Genomic DNA, 19994 nt, shown 5'->3' with positions numbered 1-19994 from the left:
ATTTTTGCATCAAGGCGCCGATTTTATGCCTGTTTACTGCATTTCGCAACGCTCGCATAATGGCTGCCCCGCTGTCCCTGCAAGGAATTCCATGTCTGTCCCCACACCGCCCCGCGCCAGCGGCTTGATCCTGCTGACCCTGGCCTTCGGCTTCGTCATGGCCATGCTCGACGTCACGGCCGTCAACGTGGCCTTGTCCGATATCGCGCTGGACCTGGCCATACCCCTCACGGGTCTCGTGTGGGTGGTCGACGGCTACACCTTGACGTTTGCCGCGCTGCTGCTGGCCGGCGGCGCGTTGGCCGACCGCTACGGGCCGAAAGCCGTGTACCAGGGCGGCCTCGGCGTCTTCATTCTCGGTTCGGTGCTGTGCGGCGCCGCGCCCGACGGGCATTTTTTGACGGCGGCGCGCCTGCTGCAGGGCGCCGGCGCGGCCCTGTTCATGCCCAGTTCCCTGAGCCTGCTGACGCACAGCTTTGACGACGAGCGCGAGCGCACGCGCATGCTGGGCGCCTGGTCGGCGCTGGTGGGCGTGGCCGGTGCGTCCGGCCCCCTGATCGGCGGCATCCTCGTGCACCAGTTCGGCTGGCGCAGCGTGTTCTGGGTGAATGTGCCGCTGGGCGTGCTGGCCATCGTCATGGCGCAACTGCTGCTGGCCGCGCCGGCGCGCCAGCCGCGCGATTTGTCGCTGTTCAGCCATGCGCTGGGTGTGGCGGCGCTGGCGGGTTTGAGTTTTACCTTGATCGAAGGGCCCGTGCTGGGCTGGCTGTCGCCCGGCGTGCTGGCGGCGGTGGCGCTGACGGTGCTGTCGGCTGGACAGTTGCTGCGGCGCGAGCGCAGCGGCAGCCATCCGCTGTTGCCGCGCGCACTGTTTCACAGCAGCAGCTTTGGCGCGGCCAATGGCGTGGGTTTCTTGATCAATTTCTGCGTCTTCGGCCAGCTGTTCTTATTGAGCCTGTTCCTGCAGCAGTCGGGCGGCGCCGACGCCTTGCAGTCGGGCTTGCGCCTGCTGCCCATGATGGCGGCCTATACGGTAGGCAATTTCATGGCGGGAAGCATTGCGGCCCGTCATGGCACGCGCTTGCCCATGCTGGCTGGCTTGCTGGTAGGCGCCGTCATGGCACTGTTGCTGATGGGCTTGCGTCCGGGCACGCCGTTTGCGCTGCTGGCGCTGGGCACGGCTGTCATGAACGTGGCCATCGGCATCGCCATTCCCGCCATGACGGCCACCGTGATGCGGGTGGCCGGCAAGCAGCATGCGAACAGCGCGGCGGCCGCCCTGAATGCGAACCGGCAAATCGGCGCGCTCGTGGGCGTGGCCTTGATCGGCAGCATCCTGCACATGGTGCAGGACTGGTCGCTGCGCTTGCCGCTGGCCTACGCGACGATTGCCGTCGCGTATGGCCTGGCGGCGGGCCTGGTCTACCGGCACGTACATCTGCCGAAGACCGTCGCCGCCTGACAGTTTATTGCTCGCGCGTGCTGCGCCATTCCACCAGTTCTTCGATGGTGAGTATCGGCATGCCATGCAGTTCGGCGAAGCGTTCGATATCGTCGCCGCGCATCATGGTGCCGTCCGGATTCATCAGCTCGCACAGCACGGCGGCCGGGTTCAGGCCGGCCATGCGCGACAGGTCGACGGAGCCTTCCGTGTGGCCGCGGCGCTCGAGCACGCCACCGGGCGCGGCGCGCAAGGGGAAGACGTGGCCGGGGCGCACCAGGTCGGCGGGCTTGGCGTTCGGCGCGATGGCAGCGCGGATGGTGGTAACCCTGTCGGCGGCCGACACGCCCGTCGTGACGCCGTCGCGCGCCTCGATGGAGACGGTAAATGGCGTACCGTAGCGGCTGCCGTTGTCGGACGACATGGGTGGCAATTCCAGCGCGCTGACGACGTCTGTCGGCAGGCACAGGCAGACGATGCCGCTGCATTCGCGGATCAAGAGGGCCATGGTTTCGTGCGTGAGTTTTTCGGCAGACAGGATCAGGTCGGCTTCGTTTTCACGGTCGAAATCGTCGAGCAGGATGACGGGAATGCCGGCGCGCATGGCGGCCAGGGCGGACTGGATGCGACCTTCGAGGTCGTTGGAAAGCAGGGTATAGCTGTTGACTAACATGGTGAAACGCTCCTCGCATAGGCGAAAAACGCTGCAGGGCAAGCGAATAGACGCAGCCGGCCGCATCGACAGGTCGAGCGGACATCGCGTTTACTGCACATCTTCTTTCATCCGGACTATACCGTCGGCTCTGGAGTCACACCAGATCTGCTGACCCTGCCAAACGAAGTTTGACAGGCGCTCGCGGGCTTGACCGTTGCCGGTCTTACCGCCGGTGGGGAATCGCACCCCGCCCCGAAGACGTATTGTTGTGCCGGTCCACATGACCGGCGGCAATACTTTAGCACAATTGAACAAAAGGGGCGGGGCACTGCTGAGTTTGTCATTCGGCAAAGTTGCTTGGGGAAAGCAGTTTTCCTAAGCTGTTTTTAATGGCGGAAACAGGATTTCAGTGTAAGGTACGCTTACTGAATCTTACCGTTGAGAATACATGAAGCTGAGTAAATTACGCCTGATCTCGGGTGCCGTCTTATTGGCGTGCGCCTGCATGGCCCAGGCGGAAATCCGTTTGAGCGATCCCCTGCCGCTGGCACCAGAAGTTACCGTCGGAAAACTGCCGAATGGCTTGACCTATTACATCAAGAAAAATGCCCGTCCCGCGCAGAAAGTGGAATTGCGCCTGGTGGTGAAAGCCGGTTCCATCCTGGAAGACGACGACCAGCAAGGCTTGGCCCATTTCACGGAACACATGGCCTTCAACGGTTCCACGCATTTCAAGCGCAATGAACTGATTTCATATCTGCAATCGATCGGCGTGAAGTTCGGTGCCGACTTGAACGCCTACACGAGCTTTGATGAAACCGTGTACGTGCTGCCGATTCCGACGAACAAGAAGGAAAACCTGGAAAAAGGTTTTCTCGTGCTGGAAGACTGGGCGCATGGATTGAAATTCAACCCGGCCGACATCAACAGCGAGCGCGGCATCGTGCTGGAAGAGGCGCGTCTGGGCAAGGGCGCCAGCGACCGCATGAACAAGGTGCTGTATCCGAAGCTGCTGAACGGTTCGCGCTACGCGGAACGCATGCCGATCGGCAAGGAATCCGTGCTGAAAACCTTCAAGCCGGAAGCCATCAAACGCTTCTACAAGGATTGGTACCGTCCTGACCTGATGGCCGTGATGGTGGTCGGTGATGTGGAGCCGAAACAGGCTGAAAAGCTGATCCGCCAGCATTTCGGCAAGCTGAAAAACCCCGCGAAACCGCGCCCGCGCCTGTATGCGGAAGTGCCGCAGCGCTCGCAGACGGAAGCGCTGGTGATCACGGACAAGGAAGCGCCGGACGACAGTGTCTTCATCCGCTACCCGATCCGCGCAGCGCAGGAGCCCGTCACCATTGCCGACTACCGCCGCCAGATGATCGAAAACCTGTACGGGCAAATGCTCAGCGCGCGCATGCAGGAATTGACGCAGCAAGCCAATCCCCCGTTCATCCAGGGCGGGAGCAGCATGGGCAAGCTGGTGCGCGGCTATGAATCGTTCAGCGCGTATGCCTTGCTGGGCAAGGGCGGCGTGCAGCCAGCCGTCGATGCGCTGGTGCAGGAAGATGAGCGGGCGCGCCGCTTCGGTTTCAGCCAGGATGAGCTGGACCGCGCGCGCAAGGACATGCTGCGCAATTACGAGCGCGCTTACAGCGAACGCGACAAGTCCGATTCGGCCGGTTTCGTCGCCGAGTATTCGCGCAACTTCCTGGAGCAGGAAGCCATCCCCGGCATCGCCAATGAATTGCTGTACGCGCAGGAACTCTTGCCCCAGGTAACCTTGCAGGAAATCAACGAAACGGTGGCCAAGGTGATTCCCGACCAGCAAAAGAAACTGGTGGTCTTCATGGGCGCCGAGCCGAAACCGGGCGCCAGCGTGCCGACGCAGCAGCAATTGCTCGACGCCGTGGCGAAGGCCGAGCAGCAGAAGGTCGAGCCGCGCACGGAAAAAGTCCTGGCCAGCAAGCTGATGGATGGCCCGCCGGCCGGCGGCAGCATCGTCTCGGAAAAGTTGAACAGCGCCATCGGCGTGACGGAACTGACCCTGGGCAATGGCGTGCGCGTGCTGCTCAAACCGACGGACTTCAAGAATGACCAGGTGCTGATGGGTTCGACACGCTTCGGCGGCCAGTCGCTGTTTGGCGACGCCGACATCTACAACGCCCGCTATGCCAGCGCCGTGGTCGGCAGCATGGGCTTGAAGGATCTGGCACCGCTGGACTTGCAAAAAGTGTTGGCCGGCAAGACGGTCAACGTGGGCGCGTCGCTGGGCGAGCTGAGCGAAGGTTTTGGCGGCTCGGCCAGCAGCGCCGACGTGGAAGCCATGCTGCAACTGGTGTATTTGTATTTCAATGACGTGCGCAAGGATGCTGGCCTGTACCAGTCCTTCATCGGCAAGCAGCAGGACCTGGCGAAAAACAGCATGGCGCAGCCGGAAGCCGTGTTTTACGACGCCATCCAGCACGCCATGTTTGGCGACAACCCGCGCGTCGACGGCGTGCCGCGCGTGGCCGACTTCGACAAGGTGGGCCTGGACCGTTCGCTGGACATCTTCCGCCAGCGCTTTTCCAGCGCGCGCGGCATGACCTTCATCTTTGCGGGCAGCTTCGAGCTCGACAAGATCAAGCCGCTGATCGCCAGCTATCTGGGGACCTTGCCCGTGGGCGACGTGCCGCATGCCTACCGCGACGTGGGCATGCGCCCGGTGACCGGCGTCGTCAAGAAGGATATCTACATGGGTAGCGAGCCCAAGAGCACGATTTCCATCACCTTCAATGGCGACGTGGCGTATTCGGACGAGCAAAAGCTCACCTTGCAAGCGCTGGGCGAAGTGCTGAACCTGAAAGTCATCGAAGTGCTGCGTGAAAAGATGAGCATGATCTATGGCGGCGGCTTTGAAACCTCGATGGGCCAGCATCCGTACGGCCATTATTCGGTGGCCTTGAACTTGCCGACGGGACCCGAAAACGTGGACAAGGTGATCGCCGCCGCCTTTGCCGAAATCAACAAGATGAAGACGGACGGGCCATCGGCGGCCGACCTGGAAAAGGTCAAGCTGAACTGGATCACGCGCCAGCAAAAGTCGCTGCGCGAAAACCGCTACTGGATGAGTCAGTTGATGGGTTCCGTGACCCAAGGGCGCGACCCCGCGCACATCCTGCGCTACGAACAGCGCGTGCGCGCCATCACGCCGCAAGCCGTCAAGCTGGCGGCGCAGCGCTACCTGGACATGCACAATTATGTGCAGGTGGTGCTGTATCCGGAACGCAAAAACGTTGCAGCCAAGTAATCCTCGTGTTTGATCTGCATGGGCGGCAGCGTGGCGAAGCTGTTAAACTGCCGCTTATTGATGTGATATCGCAATTTAACAAGCAAGGAAATACGATGGCTAAGAAAGAAGAGCTCGATCCGGAAACCCTGGAGTTGATCAACTGGTGTATCGAGGTCGAAGGCTTCCTCGTGGCTGGCGGCGCCACCGTGGCGCAGGCGCAGGACCACATCGAAGAGCAGGTCGAGTGGTTTACCGACCAATTCTACGACGGTTTGACGCCGGAAGAGGCGGCCAAGGAAGCCTTGGCCTGACCTTCAACAGTAACTTACAGCGGGCGGTGCCTGCCGGGCACAGCCCGGTAGCGCCGCCCGTTTTGCTTTTCTGAAAAGATTTCCATTGGGCAATTAATTCTCCTATTTATTTCCAGGCACCCATGACACTCCGTTCGCGCATTCTCCTCCTGTGTTTCAGCACCTTGCTGGGCATCGTCCTCATCGCTTCATTTTCCCTGTATTCCTTGCGCCAGACCATGATGGCGGAAAGGGTCGAGCAATTGACGGTGCTGGTGGAGCTGGCCAACGCGTCCGTGGAAAAGGCCTATGCGCTGGAACAATCGGGCAAGCTCACACGTGAGCAGGCCCAGCAGCAGGCCAAGCTGGCCATCGGCAGCTTCGCCAAGGACGAGATGTATTATTTCGTGCGCGATTTCAGCACCGATTTGCTGTACGTGCATCCGAATGCCTCGCGCATCGGCGTGCCGCAAAAGAACATGAAGCAGTCGGGTGACCGCTACCGCGTGGCCCTGGCTGCCAGCCGCATCGGCCTCGTGCAGGCGGACGGCACGCGCCCCGGCGTGCCCGACCCTGTGGCAAAGATGTATGCCGTGGTGAAATTTGCGCCGTGGGACTGGCTGATCGGCACGGGCACGTATATCGATGACATCAACCACAAATTCTGGGCCCAGGCGGGCGTGCTGCTGGCCATCGGCGGGGCGCTGATGCTGGTGGTGGGCGCCTTGGCGGCCCTGATGCTGCGCCGCATCCTGGCCCAGCTCGGCGGCGAACCCGACTATGCAGCGGCCATCGTGGCGCAAATCGCCCAGGGCGACCTGACCACGCACATCGATACGCGCCCCGGTGACACGTCGAGTTTGCTGATGGCGATCAAGGCCATGCGCGACAACCTGGCCCATCTGGTGAGCCAGGTGCGCACCGATGCGGAATCGATTTCCACGGCGTCGGGCGAGATCGCCTCGGGCAACCACGACCTGTCGGCACGCACGGAGCAGCAGGCGGGCTCACTGGAAGAAACGGCGTCGACGATGGAAGAAATGACCTCGACCGTGCGCCAGAATGCGGACAATGCGCGCCAGGCCAACCAGCTGGCCATTTCCGCCTCGCAAGTGGCGAGCCAGGCGGGCGGCGTGGTGAGCCAGGTGGTCGACACCATGGGCGCCATCAATGCCTCGTCGAAAAAGATCGGCGACATCATCGCCGTCATCGACGGCATTGCCTTCCAGACGAACATCCTGGCCCTGAACGCGGCCGTGGAAGCGGCGCGCGCGGGCGAGCAGGGCCGTGGCTTCGCCGTCGTGGCCAGCGAGGTGCGCAACCTGGCGCAGCGTTCGGCCGCGGCCGCCAAGGAGATCAAGCAATTGATCGACAGTTCCGCTGAGCAAGTGGGGGCCGGTGAAAAACTGGTGGCGCTGGCGGGCGAGACGATGGAAAAAGTCGTTTCCAGCGTGCAGCACGTGACCGATATCGTGGCCGAGATTTCCTCGGCCAGCGCCGAGCAAAGCGCCGGCATCGAGCAGATCAACCAGGCCATCGTCGAGATGGATAACATGACGCAGCAAAACTCGGCCCTCGTCGAGCAGGCGTCGGCGGCGGCGCAGGCCATGAACGAGCAGGCGGCCGGGCTGGCGCAGATCGTCAGCGTGTTCAAGGTGGGTGCAGTGGCAGGGGCGCCGCGCCCGGCGCAGGCGGCTCAGCGCCGGCTGGCCCGCTAAGTTTTCGTCATAGCGGGAACTTATCGCCTGACCATCTGTCGAACTCTTCTTGGTCCTTGGCGGACGCATAGTAGAGGTGAGCATGACAGATGGTTTTTCCTATCACGCGGCATTTGCCCGCAACCTGGGCTGGGTCACGCAGGCGGAGCAAAACAGCTTGCGCGGCAAGCGCGTGGCCATTGCCGGCATGGGGGGTGTCGGCGGCGTGCACTTGCTGACCCTGGCGCGGCTGGGCATCGGCGCTTTCCACATCGCCGATTTCGATACCTTTGATATCGCCAACTTCAACCGCCAGGCCGGCGCCATGGTGTCCACCCTGGGCCAGCCCAAGGTGGCCGTGCTGGCGCAGATGGCGCGCGACATCAATCCCGAACTCGACATCAAGCAGTTTCCCGACGGCATACACGACAGCAACCTGGCCGAGTTCTTTGCCGGTGTCGACCTGTACGTGGACGGCCTGGATTTCTTCGCCTTTCCCGCGCGCCAGGCCACTTTCGCCACGTGCGCCCGCCTGGGCATTCCCGCCATCACGGCCGCGCCGCTGGGCATGGGCACGGCCGTGCTCAGCTTCATGCCGGGCGGCATGACGTTCGAAGAGTATTTTGGCTGGGGCGACTTGCCCGAAGAAGAAAAAGCGCTGCGCTTTCTCGTCGGGCTGGCGCCGGCCGGCTTGCACGGCCCCTACCTGGTCGACCCGTCCGCCATCAACCTGAAGGAGCGGCGCGGGCCGTCGACCATCATGGGCTGCCAGCTGTGCGCGGGCGCGGCCGCCACGGAAGCCTTGAAAATTCTGTTGAAACGCGGCAAGGTGATGGCGGCGCCGCACGGCGTGCATTTCGACGCCTATCGCAACAAGCTCGTGCATACCTGGCGTCCCGGCGGCAACCGTCATCCGCTGCAGCGCCTGACGATGGCCATCATCAAGCGGCGTCGCGCCGCACAGGGGGCATAAATGGCGCAAGCACTGCTGAACGATCCCGTGCTGGAAAACATCCTCGACCAGGCGCGCTGGGCGCCCAGCGGCGACAATACGCAGCCGTGGCGTTTTGAAGTCGTGGACCCGCGGCACGTGGTCGTGCATGGCTTCGATACGCGCAGCCACTGCGTGTACGACCTCGACGGCCATCCCAGCCAGCTATCGCTGGGCGCCTTGCTTGAAAGCATGGCGCTGGCGGCCAGCTGTCACGGCTTGCGCATGGAAGCGCGCCGGCGCCTGTCCATGCCCGATACCTTGCCCACCTTCGATGTGCACCTGATCGACAGCCCCGGCATGTTGCCCGATCCGCTGGCGGCGTTCCTGCCGCAGCGCAGCGTGCAGCGGCGGCGGCTCAGCACGCGCAGCCTGCGGGCCAGCGAAAAGGCGGCGCTGGCGGCCAGCTTGCCGCCCGGCTATGGCGTGCAGTGGCTCGAGGGCGGGCGCGCGCGGCTGGCCTGCGCGCGGCTGATGTTCGACAATGCAAAGCTGCGCCTGACCATGCCCGAAGCGCACAAGGTGCACCGCGACGTGATCGAATGGGGCGCGCGCTTCAGTAGCGACCGCATCCCGGAGCAGGCGCTCGGCGTCGATGCGATGACGGCGCGCCTGATGCGCTGGGTCATGCACAGCTGGCGCCGCGTGGACTTTTTCAATACCTGGCTGGGCGGCACCATTGCCCCGCGGCTGCAGATGGACTTGCTGCCGGGCCTGTATTGCGCCGCGCATTTCGCGCTGCTGGCCGATGCGCCGCCGCGCCATATCGACGATTATGTGGCGGCCGGCCGTGCCATGCAGCGCTTCTGGCTGACGGCCACGCAGCTGGGACTGCAATTGCAGCCGGAACTGACGCCGCTGATCTTTGCCCGCTATGTGCGCGAGCGGCGCACCTTTTCGCGCACCGATGGCATGCAGGAAATGGCGCAGGAGTTGGCCGTGCAATGCCAGGGCGTGCTGGGGGCGGCGGCGGTCGAACGGGCCGTGTTCCTCGGACGCATCGGTGCGGGGCCGGCGGCCAGTGCACGCTCCTTGCGCCGTCCGCTGCAAGACTTGCTGGTGGCGCCCACAACGGGGCAGTAGCGCGCGTGACGCCGTGCGCGTCACGGCGTCAGCATCAGCGCCGGTGCCGGCGCCGTGGCGCCAGGCACGCCAGCGCTGCCAGACCCGCCGCCAGCAGCGGCAAGGTGCCGGGCAGCGCGACTGGTGTGACGCCTGGCACGTAGGCCAGTTCGGAACTGTTCAGCATGTTCAGCACGAGGGTGTAGTTGCCCGCCACCAGGTTGTCCGTGACGGCGCCATATTGCCCGCCGCACGTTTTGCCGGTGCCCGTGCCCGTGGGCGCGCCGCAGCCGCTGGGGTCGTACGTGAATACGCTGCCGCTGGTGAGCGGCGTTTGCGCGTAGCCCGTATTGAGGTTGGCGGCGTCGGCCAGTTCGGTGCCGCCCAGGATGCCGGAGCCCAGGCTGCCGTCGGGCGCCCAGTTGAAGACGATCTTGCCATTGTCATCGATGATGCTGAACGTCATCGCCATATTCGTCGTGGCCGCCGAGCCCGTGCCGGCCAGCGCGTCCAGGTACAGCTGCATGAAGGGCAGGGCCTGGAAGTCGAAGGCCAGGGTTGCGCCCGGCTGGCCGACGACGAAATTGATGGACAGGGCCGTGCTGGAACCGTTGCGTCCCGAGGCGTCGGCGCTGCCGCCGCCCGTCAGGAAGGTTTCCGCCGCATTCACCGTATGCGTACTGGTCGAGCCCGGCGGGAACGGGGGAATTTGCGAAGTGATGATTTGCGCCTCGCCGCGCGCATACGCGGCGTTGCCCATGCCTTGCTGGGTAAAATCGTTTTGCCCTTTGGTGACGGCGCCGCGTGTCGCTTGCGGCGCGTCGATCTCATTGCTGCCACCGTTGATGACGCTGCTGCCGTTGAGCGTGGCGGTGGTGCGCGACAGGTCGATATTGCTGATCAAAGTGGTGGAACCGGTGGGATTGCTGATGACCAGGCCAAAGACGCTGGTGTAGGAATAGCCGTAGGCGGCGGCGCTGGCAGTGCCGCTGCCGGCCAGCAACAGCAAGGCCAGCAGGGCCATTGAAAGTCGGGTGCATAAAAATGTAGTCATGAAAATCCTCATCTCCTGGTCGGCCGCGTTGTAAGGAAAACCGACAGGCTTGCCGCATAAAAAAAAGGCGAGGAGACTCCCTCGCCTGTGAATCCCCCCTGTTGCCTGGTTCAGGCGGCAACTTTGCGGCGGCGGGCGTAGCCCAGGCCGGCCAGGCCCAGGCCCAGCAAGGCCAAGGTACCCGGTTCGGGTGTCGCCGCCTGTTTCACCAAGTCCACGCTTTCTACCGCATTCAAGGTCAAGGTGTAGTTGCCGGCCGTCAAAGCATTGCTGACGGAGCTGAAGTTGCTGCCGCACGCTGTACCCACACCGGTGCCCGTGGGCGTGCCGCAGCCGGAAGGGTCGTAGGTGAACAGGTTGCCGCGCGTGAGGAAATTGGTCGCCAGGCTGGTGTTCAGGTTGGCGCCATCGGCGTTTTCCGTGCCGCCGAAGATGCCCGAGCCGATCACGCCGTCTGGCGTCCAGTTGAATACTGTCGCGCCGGCCGCGTCCGTGATGGTGAAGGTGACGACCAGGTTGGCCGTGGCCGTCGACAGCTGCCCGACCGTGCTTTGCAGGAAGACCTGCATGAAGGGCGACGCCAGGAAGTCGAAGCTCAGGGTTGCCGTGGGCGAGCCGACGACGAAATCGACCGAGAAACCCGTGGTCGAGCCGTTGCGCCCGGACGCATCGGCCGTGCCGGCAGGCCCGTCAAGGTGGGCTTCGGCCACGTTGACGGCCTGGGTGGAGGTGGAGCCTGGCGGGAACGAAGGGAACTGCGTGCTGACGATTTGCGCATCGCCGCGTGAATAGTTGCCTGCTGGGCCTTGTTGCGTGAAGTCGTTTTCGCCCTTGATGACGGGGCCGACGTTGGCGCGTGGGGCATCGAGCGAGCCGGCGCCGCCATTGATGACGCTCACGCCATTCAGGGTGGCCGTGCTGCGCGAGATCGTGGTGCTGTTGGCCACCGTGATCTGGCCCGTCGGCACGGCGATCACCAGGCCGAAGATGTTGTTGTACGAATAGCCGTAGGCGCCCGCCTGTGCGCTACCGGCGGCGCACAGCATGGCCAATGCCGCTGCGGCCGGGAGCAGTTTCAGTTTCGAGAGTTTCATTGTATTCACCTCATGGTTGAGTGAGTCTGGAAGTCTTGCCTGAGACCTGTCGGCAGGTGCTCATGGCCAGTACCTAGCGACTTCCATGCCAACGCATGAGGTTCTTTTGAAATCAATGACTTGGCGTGCTTTTGTTGACGCGTTGCAAGCTTTGCCCGATGCGCTGTAAGAAAAACCGACGCCAGCCTTTCAAGGTTGTCCGCCTTGTGGCAACGAGCCCAGCAGGGCGTGCATATGGGGCAGCAAGCGTTGCCCTGGCACATAGTCGCGCATGGCCGTGGCCAGCTGGCGCGCCGCCAGCTTGGCCCGGCCATCGTCGAGCATGCGCGTGGCGGCATGGCGCAGAGCGGTTTCCTGGAAGCGGTCGGCGCGCAGCAGCAGGCCGGCGCCGGCGCCCACGATGCCGTGCATGTTGAGAAATTGGTCGAGGTTGTTGGCGATGCCGATGACGGGCACGCCTGCCGTCAGCGCTTGCTGGCTGGTGGGGCTGCCGCCGTTGCAGATCACCAGGCTGGCGCGCCGGGCAGCCGCGTCGCCCGGCAGAAAGGGCGCGACATAGGCATTCGGTGGCACGGCATCGACGCGGATGGTGCCGGCCGTGGCCGCCAGTACGGTGACGGGCAGGGGCGCCAGCGCGCGCAGCACGCGTGGCAGCAATTGCCCCTGGCCGGAACTGCCCAAGGTGACATAGATGATGGGCCGTCCGCTGCTCAGTTCCGGGCGCTGCCACCAGTCCGGCAAGTCGAGCGGCGGCGCCCAGATGATGGGACCCAGGTAGTCGTGCGTGGACGGCATGCCGTGCGGCGGGAACAGTTGCGGAATATCCGCGTACAAGGTGCGGTCGGCATCCGTATAGATGCGCCGCAGGTCGCTGCCCAGCGATGGCAAGCCATGGCGGCGGCGCACGCGGTTCAGGGGCACGGCGTGCGAAGCGAAGGCCAGCGGGCGGATCAGGCGGAACAGGGGATCGGCCAGCCAGATGGGCAGTACGCCCGTCAGGGGCAGGTTGGGCACCGTGTAGTGCTGGCGTACCCAGGGACTCCAGTAGGCGTTGCTGACGGTAATGTAGGGAATGCGTTGCAGGCGCGCGCTGACCGACAGCGACAGGCGGAAGTCGCCGATCACGAGGTCGGGCTGGACGGCATTGAGCAGGCGCAAGTCGTCTTCCACATACGCGTGCAAGGTGCTTTCCGTATACACGGGCTTGCCGTGCGCCAGCGCCTGCAGAAATTGCAGCGATGAAATACTGTCGATGCGCCAGCGGCGGAAGGGGGCTTGCTTGAAACAAAAGTCATACCCATCGGCGCAGGCAAAATGCACCTCATACTCTGCCTCGTCCAGGCCCTGGGCCAGGCTCAGGGGACGGCCAACATGGGCCAGGGTCACTGCCTCGGCCATAAAGAGGATTTTCTTGCGCGCCATAGGGGTCGCTTGCACTCGTGCTGGAGGGGATACCTGCGAAGTTGGAGTGGCGCCACGCCGTTTAGTTCCCCTGCAGCGGGCCAATGGCGGGCGCCAGGATTTGGCCGTATCGGCTACAGTGGAGCAAAGGAGGCCACCATGCAGCCACAATTCCGCTTTGCCCCGCTGCGTGCGCACAGCACGCCCGAACCCGATATGCCGCCACCGCCGGAAGGCGATCCCCTCAAGCCGCCGCCAGAACCGCCGCCGCACATCGACCCCGTGCCGGTCGAGGAACCAACGCCGCCACCACCGCCCGTGAAAATGCATTGAACGGTTCTCGGACCGTGGCGCCGCGCCATGGGTGGCGGCGGGCAGGCGCGCGCGATGTTTATTTCCAATCGGAAATGGAAGGCGCGGGCCTCGCCAGAGGCACGCCATTTAAACAACAAAAATGCGCATAAATGTTGCCGAGCGGATACAAATCAAGCTCCAACTGCTGAGTGTCATGCGGCCGTCACGATTCTGTTCTTATAATGAGACATCATAAAAATTCTTGTACAGGAGACCATCGTGGGCAATTCCTTGCATAACAAAATCTACCTGGGCCGGCGGCCTGTGATCACCAGCAAACACCTCGTGGCGCTGGCCCTGGCGGGCGCCGTGGCTGGTTGCGGCCTGGCATGGCTGCTGCTGCGCAGCTACAAATAACGCTCGTCACGCTCGTGTTTCCGTCGCCTGGCCGCATGGCGGGCGGCGGTAGATTCACGTTGCCTGTTGCCGATGCGCAGCGGGGCGCGTACCATGGGGGCCGAACACCTGGCCTTTTATGGAAAAGTAATGAAGAACGAGAAATTAACAACCGATGAATATGACGCGCTGGAGCAAGTTGCACGCGGCATCAAGACCGAGCGCCCCAGTGCTTGCGTTGCCCGCAATGCCAAGCGCCTGTCGGGTCTGAAGCTGCTCAGCTATGCGCGCGACGGCCGTCTGTCCATCACCGAGAAAGCACAACAACTGCTGTTCCTGCGCCGCTGCATCATGGGTTTGCGCGCTGTCGCCACCGATCCGCTGACCAAGCTCGATACGGACGTGGCGTATTTTCTGGGCAAGAAAGCCCACATCGTGGCGCGCGCCGAAGGCGAAGGCCACGACATTTCCGACAAGGGCCGCGAATCGCTGGCCGACATCGACACCCTGGGCCTGTAAGGCTCGCAACCGGCCCCTGGGGCCGGTTTTCACATCTTCCCTCACTTTTAATTTCCCCCTTGGAGAATACTTTGGACAGCGCGATGAACTGGTCGGCCCACGAACTGACGATGACGGTCTTGATGACGCCCGATATGGCCAACTTTTCCGGCAACGTGCACGGCGGCACCATCCTGAAATACCTCGACAGCGTTGCCTACGCCTGCGCCAGCCGCTATTCGGGCAGCTATGTGGTGACCTTGTCGGTGGACCAGGTGATGTTCCTGCAGCCTATCCACGTGGGCGAGCTGGTGACGTTCCTTGCCTCGATCAATTACACGGGCACGACGTCGATGGAAGTGGGTATCCGCGTGGTGACGGAAAACATCCAGCAGCGCCTGGTGCGCCACGCCAACAGCTGCTATTTCACGATGGTGGCCGTGGATGCCAACCGCAAGCCGGTGGCCGTGCCGCCGCTGGTGCTCGAGACGCCGGAGCAGCACGCGCGCTTCGAGCAGGCCAAGCTGCGCAAGCTGTCGCGCCAGAAAGTGTCGAAGAAATAAAGGCAGCGGACATGAAAAAACGGCCACCAGAGCGATCTGGTGGCCGTTTTTTATTGCTTGCCGCCGGCTGGCGGCATGGCGCCGTGATTAACGGTCGCCGTAGCTGCGGCGTGCGCCGTCGGTGCTGCGCGGGTTGGAACCCTTGTAGCCGCCGCCGGTGCTAGGAGCGCCGTCCTTGCGTGGTGCGCCTGGCTTGCTGAACGTGCGTTGGCCTGGCTTCGCGCCGCCACGGTTGTCGCCTGGTTTCCAGCCGCCTGGACGGGCGCTCGAACGTGGTGCCGATGCCGTTTTCTTCGGTTCGAAACCTTCGATGACATTGACCGGGATCAATTGCTTGGTGAAGCGTTCGATACGCTTGACGTTCATGCCTTCAGCGTGGTTCACCAGCGAGATGGCCAGGCCATTACGGCCAGCGCGGCCGGTACGGCCGATGCGGTGGACGTAGTCTTCCGGGAACTTCGGCAGATCGTAGTTGAACACGTGGGTGATCGTTGGCACGTCGATACCGCGGGCGGCAACGTCGGTGGCAACCAGCACTTTGACCTGGCCGCGGCGCATGCCGTCCAAGGTGCGGTTACGCGCGCCCTGATGCATGTCGCCGTGCAAGGCGGCAGCCGAGAAACCGGCGATGTTCAGACGGTCGGCGATGGTGTCGGCGTCACGCTTGGTGGCGGTGAATACAACAGCCTGGTCCAGCGATTCGTCGCGCAGCAGGTGGTCCAGCAGGCGATTCTTGTGCGACAGGTCGTCGACGAAGTGGACGCGCTGGGTGATGTTTTCATGCTTGTTGCTCGAGCTTGCCACTTGGATGACCAGTGGGTTCTTCGTGATGCGGCGGGCCATGTTACCCACGACGCCGTCCAAGGTTGCCGAGAACAGCATGGTTTGACGGCCTTCTGGCGTCGCTTCCACGATTTTTTCGATGTCGTCGATGAAACCCATGTCCAGCATGCGGTCGGCTTCGTCCAGCACCAGGATTTCCAGTTGCGAGAAGTCGATCTTGCCCGAGTCCATGTGGTCGATCAGACGGCCAGGGGTGGCGACCAGAATCTCAGGATTCTTGGCCAGCAATTGCATCTGTTTAGGGTAAGGCATACCGCCCAGAATCGACACAGCCTTGATGCGGCGGATACCGGTGCTGTACTTGTCGGTGTTGGTGGTTACTTGCAGGGCCAGTTCGCGCGTTGGCGTCAGCACCAGCATTTTTGGCTGGGCAGCCTTGAAACGTGGACGCTCGCCGCGGGCGCGCGATGCTTGCATTTCCTGATTCGGCGTCTTGCCGGCGGCGCTTTGTTCGGCGCTGGCCAGTTTGTGCAGCGACGGCAGCATGAAAGCTGCGGTCTTGCCCGAACCGGTCTGCGACGAGACCAGCAGGTCACGGCCTTCGATCGCGGCTGGAATCGCTTGCGACTGTACCGCGGTTGGCGCGGTGTAGCCCGATTCGGTCAGAGCGGCGATGATGGACGGATGCAGGCCTAAGGATTCAAATGTCATTCTTTTCTTTCGTAAAAATCAGCGTTCTTGCAAAAAGCAGAACGCAAAATAGCAACGCCAACCAAAACGAAATGACTCAACTAGAAAGAAATTTCGGCACAAAAGCTTTGCGCCGGGACGGTGTCAGGTGCGACACACAAGGCGGGAGGGCTTTATAAGCGGCATCCTGTGGATGCGCTAAGGCTTGCGAAGCTGCTAAGTTTGTAGTGCATGACTGCGGTGTTGCCATCGCTTCAAGGGAACATATTGCAGCGCACAACGACACTATACCGTATTTGACGTCGTTTTGCACGGTCTAAATGGGAAGAAGCGAAAGTCCTACCACGTTTTTCGCATGTTTCCTATGCGAAATCAGTAGGAATACGTAGTTTTCGCCCGTTCAGTTGAGCATGGCCACGATGTCGGCGGGCAGCGGCGGCGCCTGTCGCGTTTCCCTGGCCAGATTGATTTGCCGGGTGACCTGCGCCAGTTCGACCAGGCTGCGTTCCAGCTGATACGTTCCCTTTGCGTGCAGCCACGCCAGTACGTCGTCCAGGTGCCAGATGGTGGCGCTGCCTTCATGCACGGGCACGGGGAAGCTGTGGCGGTATTTGCTCATCAGCTTGTGCAGGTTTTGCCGGGACAGGCCCAGCACTTGCGCCACGTCGGTCTGGCCCACGAAGTCGGGCGAAGCCTCGACCAGCACGGCCTCGGGCACGATGGCCTTGACGTCGGCCAGGGCGCTCAGCAAGGCTGCGTTGGCATTGCTGGCCTCGCGCGTGAATTCCAGCGCCAGGCGTCCCGCTTGCCCGATGCCGACCAGGGCGTCGTCGCAACCGCCGCTGCCCAGGCGCCCGGCCAGCGCGTCGAGGTCGTGTTCGTGGTCGGGCAGGCGGTACTTGAGAGTGAAGATGTAATCCATGATGGCTATCCTCTGGATTTGCGTTGCATGCAGTCGTGCATCAGTGTGTTGAAAGTGCAATTATCGACCACCCGGCGGATCGCCCGCGCGTGGTTGCCCGGGTTTTTCGGCGTGCTCCAGATGCAGGCGATACAGAATTCGCCACAGCGGCAGCCGTCGTCATTGTAGGGGCGAGATATTGCCCCAGGCATGGCTGCCGCCCACTTCCACTCGCCATCCCTGGCTTTCCGCGTGACGCAGCGCCGCTTCGATTTCTTTCCTGGGGTGCGAGGAGCGCGTCATGCGATGCCTCCAATGTAGGTCACCGCATCACTCTATTTCGGGATTGACGGCCATCACTTGCGAAAAGCCGCCATCGACATAGGTAATCTCGCCCGTGATGCCCGAGGCCAGGTCGGACAGCAGAAAGGCGGCCGTGTTGCCGACCTCTTCGATGGTGACATTGCGGCGCAGCGGGGCGTGTTCGGCCACAAATCCCAGCAGTTTACTGAAATCCTTGATGCCGGAAGCGGCCAGGGTCTTGATGGGGCCGGCGGAAATGCCGTTGGCGCGGATGCCGCGCGGACCCAGCGATTCGGCCAGGTAGCGCACGGACGCTTCCAGCGACGCCTTGGCCAGGCCCATGGTGTTGTAGTAGGGTACGGCACGCACGGCGCCCAGGTAAGTCAGGGTCAGGAGTGACGCGCCCGGATGCAGCAGGGGCAGGGCGGCCTTGGCCATGGCGGGAAAACTGTAGGCGGAAATGTCGTGCGCGATGCGGAAGCTGTCGCGCGACAGGCCGTCGAGGAAGTCGCCGGCGATCGCCTCGCGCGGCGCAAAACCGATGGCGTGCACCAGGCCGTCCAACTGATCCCAGTGGCGCGCCAGGTCGCTGAAGACGGCGCTGATCTGTTCATCGCTGGACACGTCGCAGTCGAATACCAGTTCGCTGCCGAATTCCGCCGCAAATTCCGTGATGCGCTCCTTGAAGCGTTCGCCCACATACGTGAAGGCGAGGGAGGCGCCTTCGCGGTGGCAAGCCTTGGCGATGCCATAGGCGATGGAGCGGTTCGACAGCAAGCCCGTGATGAGGATTTTTTTGCCTTGCAAGAAAGCCATGACGACTCCTGTCTGGGTAGGTGGGCGGGTAAGCGGATGTGCAACCGGCCGCGACAGCAAAGCTGTGGCGGCCGGTGAGGTGGATCTATACGGATCAGGCGATCAGTGACGGGCCTTGGCTCGGCTGTTACCGCCGCCGCGCTGGATGCGTGGTTTCACCAGGGAAATTGGCGCCGCTTGCACCTTGCCGCCCTTGGTGACGCGGCGCACGGCCTTGGCGACCCGTTCAGGACGGTCCGCTTCCAGCAGCATGGTGGCGCTGTCGGCGATTTCCTGGGTGATGTCGCTGTTCATCGTGGCCGAGGTTTTCGGCACGAGGATGGTGGAGCCGGCGCGCAAACGCGTGCGCTGGGGAATATTGTTGGCCTGGCGCAGCACGTCGGCCGTGGTGCCGAATTTCGACGCCAGCGTTTCGATGCGTTCGCGCGCATTGGTGATCTTGTGCGTGGTCCAGCTCGACAAGGCATGGCCCCATTGCGCCAGGTTGGTGGTGAACTTGGCGGCGTTTTCCTGCGGCAGCAGAATTTTCGTCTTTTCGCCACCGATGATGACGGGGCGGTTAAATTGCGGATTCAAGGCCTTGAATTCATCCATCGACAGTTCGGCGAGCTGGGCGGCGACGGTGATGTCGATGTCGCTGGTCTTGTCGATGGCCGTGAAGTAGGGCTGGTTGTCGACCACGGGCAGGGTCAGGCCGAACTGGGCCGGGTTGGCGATGATGTTTTTCACCGCTTGCAATTTCGGCACGTAGTTGCGCGTTTCGGCCGGCATCAGGTCGGCCAGGCTTTCGAAGTCGGTTGGCTTGCCCAGCGCCTGGTTTTTCTTGATGGCGCGCTGCACCGAGCCTTCGCCCCAGTTGTAGGCGGCCAGGGCCAGTTGCCAATCGCCAAACATGTCATACAGGCGCTGCAGGTACGTGAGGGCCGCATCGGTCGAGGCCAGCACGCCGCGGCGCTCGTCCTTGAACATGTTTTGCTTGAGGTTGAAATCGCGTCCCGTGGCGGGCACGAATTGCCACATGCCGGCCGCATTGGCGCTCGAGAACGCTTGCGGGTTGAAGGCGGACTCGATGAACGGCAGTAATGCCAGTTCCGTCGGCATGCCGCGTTTTTCCAGTTCCTGCACCACGTGGAAAATGTAGCGCGAGGCGCGTGCCGTCGTGCGGGCGATGTAGTCGGGGCGGGTGGCGTACCAGTTGACGTGATTCGCTACCAGCTGGTTGTTGATGTCGGGAATCGCATAGCCGCTGCGGATGCGGCCCCAGACGTCGGCTTCGCGCAGCGGATCGGAATTGTCACTGAGGTTTTTCAGCAGACGATCGGTCTTTTGCAGGCGGTTGTCGAGGGTGGGGAGTTTCGCCGTGACCTGGGCGGTCATCGGGATCAGGGCGGGCGTGGTGGCGGCGACTGGCGCGTTATCGCTCTCAACACCGGCTTCGTACGCCTGGCTGAGGGCGGGCGCAAGCGCCAGGGCCAACGCCGCCAGGACGGTAGATTTAAAGGAGTTTTCGTGCATAGTGTTCCATTGTTGTCGTCGGAGAAACATCGGACAGACCCATGATTAAGCTGCGAGTGTACGTATATCCACATGCCGGAGTCAAGAATTATGTCAGCATGATGACAGCACATAGGCGTCAATAGCGATGTTTCCAGTCGCTAATAATGTAATTATTACAAATTTAATTTGCCAGATGTGCGATTCGGCCGCTGTTATAGCATATATGGCCAGGGTCATGGCGCAAGCCTGGCGGCCGTCCGGTATGAGGCTGCGCAAAAGTGCGTACAATTTGGCTTTGGCCGG

General features: G+C 62.6%; 18 protein-coding genes, 1 pseudogene and 1 riboswitch. Of the genes and pseudogenes, 10 read left to right on the top strand and 9 right to left on the bottom strand.

Translation table 11 applies throughout. The annotated features are described in order from the left end of the window. The first annotated feature begins 91 nt into the window (after nucleotides 1-91). Nucleotides 92-1462, top strand: coding sequence for an MFS transporter (locus tag SKZ59_RS20720; protein ID WP_319992815.1), 1371 nt, complete (start codon nucleotides 92-94; stop codon nucleotides 1460-1462). 4 nt (nucleotides 1463-1466) lie between these two features. Here the strand turns inward: SKZ59_RS20720 and ribB are convergent, their stop codons facing one another. Continuing rightward, on the bottom strand, nucleotides 1467-2114 hold the full coding sequence (ribB, locus tag SKZ59_RS20715; RefSeq protein ID WP_046683947.1) for a 3,4-dihydroxy-2-butanone-4-phosphate synthase: 648 nt from the start codon (nucleotides 2112-2114) through the stop codon (nucleotides 1467-1469). Between the two features lie 95 nt (nucleotides 2115-2209). After that, nucleotides 2210-2360, bottom strand: a riboswitch (FMN riboswitch). Between the two features lie 184 nt (nucleotides 2361-2544). Here ribB and SKZ59_RS20710 point away from each other — a divergent pair. The 5 genes from SKZ59_RS20710 (at nucleotide 2545) to SKZ59_RS20690 (ending at nucleotide 9422) form a co-directional block, all read left to right on the top strand. Continuing rightward, nucleotides 2545-5379 (top strand): insulinase family protein, encoded by a 2835-nt coding sequence (locus SKZ59_RS20710; protein WP_319992814.1) that lies wholly within the window; start codon nucleotides 2545-2547, stop codon nucleotides 5377-5379. A 95-nt stretch (nucleotides 5380-5474) separates the two neighbouring features. Beyond that, complete coding sequence (locus tag SKZ59_RS20705) at nucleotides 5475-5672, top strand: hypothetical protein (RefSeq protein ID WP_010399555.1); 198 nt, start codon at nucleotides 5475-5477, stop codon at nucleotides 5670-5672. 122 nt (nucleotides 5673-5794) lie between these two features. After that, nucleotides 5795-7369 (top strand): methyl-accepting chemotaxis protein, encoded by a 1575-nt coding sequence (locus SKZ59_RS20700; RefSeq protein ID WP_319992813.1) that lies wholly within the window; start codon nucleotides 5795-5797, stop codon nucleotides 7367-7369. A gap of 82 nt (nucleotides 7370-7451) precedes the next feature. Beyond that, nucleotides 7452-8321 (top strand): ThiF family adenylyltransferase, encoded by an 870-nt coding sequence (locus SKZ59_RS20695; RefSeq protein ID WP_034749708.1) that lies wholly within the window; start codon nucleotides 7452-7454, stop codon nucleotides 8319-8321. Then, nucleotides 8322-9422, top strand: coding sequence for a nitroreductase family protein (locus SKZ59_RS20690; RefSeq protein ID WP_319992812.1), 1101 nt, complete (start codon nucleotides 8322-8324; stop codon nucleotides 9420-9422). Nucleotides 9423-9456: 34 nt separating this feature from the next. Here SKZ59_RS20690 and SKZ59_RS20685 read toward each other — a convergent pair whose 3' ends face one another. The 3 genes from SKZ59_RS20685 to SKZ59_RS20675 all read right to left on the bottom strand — a co-directional run bounded on the left by SKZ59_RS20685 (nucleotide 9457) and on the right by SKZ59_RS20675 (nucleotide 12971). Next, nucleotides 9457-10455 carry an EDSAP-1 family PEP-CTERM protein gene (locus SKZ59_RS20685; protein WP_319992811.1) on the bottom strand — a complete coding sequence of 333 codons (999 nt, stop codon included), beginning with the start codon at nucleotides 10453-10455 and terminating at the stop codon, nucleotides 9457-9459. A gap of 110 nt (nucleotides 10456-10565) precedes the next feature. Further along, a complete protein-coding gene (locus tag SKZ59_RS20680; protein ID WP_034749700.1) occupies nucleotides 10566-11549 on the bottom strand; it encodes an EDSAP-1 family PEP-CTERM protein in 984 nt (327 codons plus the stop codon). A 189-nt stretch (nucleotides 11550-11738) separates the two neighbouring features. Further along, a complete protein-coding gene (locus SKZ59_RS20675; RefSeq protein WP_319992810.1) occupies nucleotides 11739-12971 on the bottom strand; it encodes a glycosyltransferase in 1233 nt (410 codons plus the stop codon). A 138-nt stretch (nucleotides 12972-13109) separates the two neighbouring features. On the opposite strand from SKZ59_RS20675, the gene SKZ59_RS20670 reads away from it, so the two are divergent. The 4 genes from SKZ59_RS20670 (at nucleotide 13110) to SKZ59_RS20655 (ending at nucleotide 14701) form a co-directional block, all read left to right on the top strand. Then, nucleotides 13110-13283 carry a hypothetical protein gene (locus tag SKZ59_RS20670; RefSeq protein ID WP_175560443.1) on the top strand — a complete coding sequence of 58 codons (174 nt, stop codon included), beginning with the start codon at nucleotides 13110-13112 and terminating at the stop codon, nucleotides 13281-13283. 240 nt (nucleotides 13284-13523) lie between these two features. Further along, the gene (locus SKZ59_RS20665; protein WP_162995739.1) at nucleotides 13524-13661 is read left to right on the top strand and encodes a hypothetical protein; all 138 of its coding nucleotides are present in this window, start codon (nucleotides 13524-13526) and stop codon (nucleotides 13659-13661) included. Between the two features lie 129 nt (nucleotides 13662-13790). Next, complete coding sequence (locus tag SKZ59_RS20660) at nucleotides 13791-14159, top strand: hypothetical protein (RefSeq protein ID WP_034749696.1); 369 nt, start codon at nucleotides 13791-13793, stop codon at nucleotides 14157-14159. 83 nt (nucleotides 14160-14242) lie between these two features. Then, the gene (locus tag SKZ59_RS20655; protein ID WP_034750191.1) at nucleotides 14243-14701 is read left to right on the top strand and encodes an acyl-CoA thioesterase; all 459 of its coding nucleotides are present in this window, start codon (nucleotides 14243-14245) and stop codon (nucleotides 14699-14701) included. Between the two features lie 87 nt (nucleotides 14702-14788). Here the strand turns inward: SKZ59_RS20655 and SKZ59_RS20650 are convergent, their stop codons facing one another. The 5 genes and pseudogenes from SKZ59_RS20650 to SKZ59_RS20630 form a co-directional block, all read right to left on the bottom strand. Beyond that, nucleotides 14789-16195, bottom strand: a complete 1407-nt coding sequence (locus SKZ59_RS20650) for a DEAD/DEAH box helicase (RefSeq protein ID WP_035820280.1) — start codon at nucleotides 16193-16195, stop codon at nucleotides 14789-14791. A gap of 379 nt (nucleotides 16196-16574) precedes the next feature. Then, on the bottom strand, nucleotides 16575-17096 hold the full coding sequence (locus SKZ59_RS20645; protein WP_319992809.1) for a DNA-binding protein: 522 nt from the start codon (nucleotides 17094-17096) through the stop codon (nucleotides 16575-16577). A gap of 5 nt (nucleotides 17097-17101) precedes the next feature. Next, nucleotides 17102-17378, bottom strand: a pseudogene (locus tag SKZ59_RS20640) (hypothetical protein). 27 nt (nucleotides 17379-17405) lie between these two features. After that, a complete protein-coding gene (gene fabI / locus SKZ59_RS20635; RefSeq protein WP_319992808.1) occupies nucleotides 17406-18194 on the bottom strand; it encodes an enoyl-ACP reductase FabI in 789 nt (262 codons plus the stop codon). Between the two features lie 102 nt (nucleotides 18195-18296). Further along, nucleotides 18297-19709 (bottom strand): transglycosylase SLT domain-containing protein, encoded by a 1413-nt coding sequence (locus SKZ59_RS20630; protein WP_034749684.1) that lies wholly within the window; start codon nucleotides 19707-19709, stop codon nucleotides 18297-18299. Between the last annotated feature and the right edge of the window lie 285 nt (nucleotides 19710-19994).

This window comes from Janthinobacterium sp. GMG2, from assembly GCF_033949445.1.
Lineage (GTDB): Bacteria > Pseudomonadota > Gammaproteobacteria > Burkholderiales > Burkholderiaceae_D > Janthinobacterium > Janthinobacterium aestuarii.
This window is presented reverse-complemented; position numbering and strand designations above follow the sequence as displayed.

Coding starts and splice junctions, on each gene's coding strand:
- SKZ59_RS20720 (WP_319992815.1), top strand. CDS start 92: ATGTCTGTCCCCACACCGCCCCGCGCCAGCGGCTTGATCCTGCTGACC.
- ribB (WP_046683947.1), bottom strand. CDS start 2,114: ATGTTAGTCAACAGCTATACCCTGCTTTCCAACGACCTCGAAGGTCGC.
- SKZ59_RS20710 (WP_319992814.1), top strand. CDS start 2,545: ATGAAGCTGAGTAAATTACGCCTGATCTCGGGTGCCGTCTTATTGGCG.
- SKZ59_RS20705 (WP_010399555.1), top strand. CDS start 5,475: ATGGCTAAGAAAGAAGAGCTCGATCCGGAAACCCTGGAGTTGATCAAC.
- SKZ59_RS20700 (WP_319992813.1), top strand. CDS start 5,795: ATGACACTCCGTTCGCGCATTCTCCTCCTGTGTTTCAGCACCTTGCTG.
- SKZ59_RS20695 (WP_034749708.1), top strand. CDS start 7,452: ATGACAGATGGTTTTTCCTATCACGCGGCATTTGCCCGCAACCTGGGC.
- SKZ59_RS20690 (WP_319992812.1), top strand. CDS start 8,322: ATGGCGCAAGCACTGCTGAACGATCCCGTGCTGGAAAACATCCTCGAC.
- SKZ59_RS20685 (WP_319992811.1), bottom strand. CDS start 10,455: ATGACTACATTTTTATGCACCCGACTTTCAATGGCCCTGCTGGCCTTG.
- SKZ59_RS20680 (WP_034749700.1), bottom strand. CDS start 11,549: ATGAAACTCTCGAAACTGAAACTGCTCCCGGCCGCAGCGGCATTGGCC.
- SKZ59_RS20675 (WP_319992810.1), bottom strand. CDS start 12,971: ATGGCGCGCAAGAAAATCCTCTTTATGGCCGAGGCAGTGACCCTGGCC.
- SKZ59_RS20670 (WP_175560443.1), top strand. CDS start 13,110: ATGCAGCCACAATTCCGCTTTGCCCCGCTGCGTGCGCACAGCACGCCC.
- SKZ59_RS20660 (WP_034749696.1), top strand. CDS start 13,791: ATGAAGAACGAGAAATTAACAACCGATGAATATGACGCGCTGGAGCAA.
- SKZ59_RS20655 (WP_034750191.1), top strand. CDS start 14,243: ATGAACTGGTCGGCCCACGAACTGACGATGACGGTCTTGATGACGCCC.
- SKZ59_RS20650 (WP_035820280.1), bottom strand. CDS start 16,195: ATGACATTTGAATCCTTAGGCCTGCATCCGTCCATCATCGCCGCTCTG.
- SKZ59_RS20645 (WP_319992809.1), bottom strand. CDS start 17,096: ATGGATTACATCTTCACTCTCAAGTACCGCCTGCCCGACCACGAACAC.
- fabI (WP_319992808.1), bottom strand. CDS start 18,194: ATGGCTTTCTTGCAAGGCAAAAAAATCCTCATCACGGGCTTGCTGTCG.
- SKZ59_RS20630 (WP_034749684.1), bottom strand. CDS start 19,709: ATGCACGAAAACTCCTTTAAATCTACCGTCCTGGCGGCGTTGGCCCTG.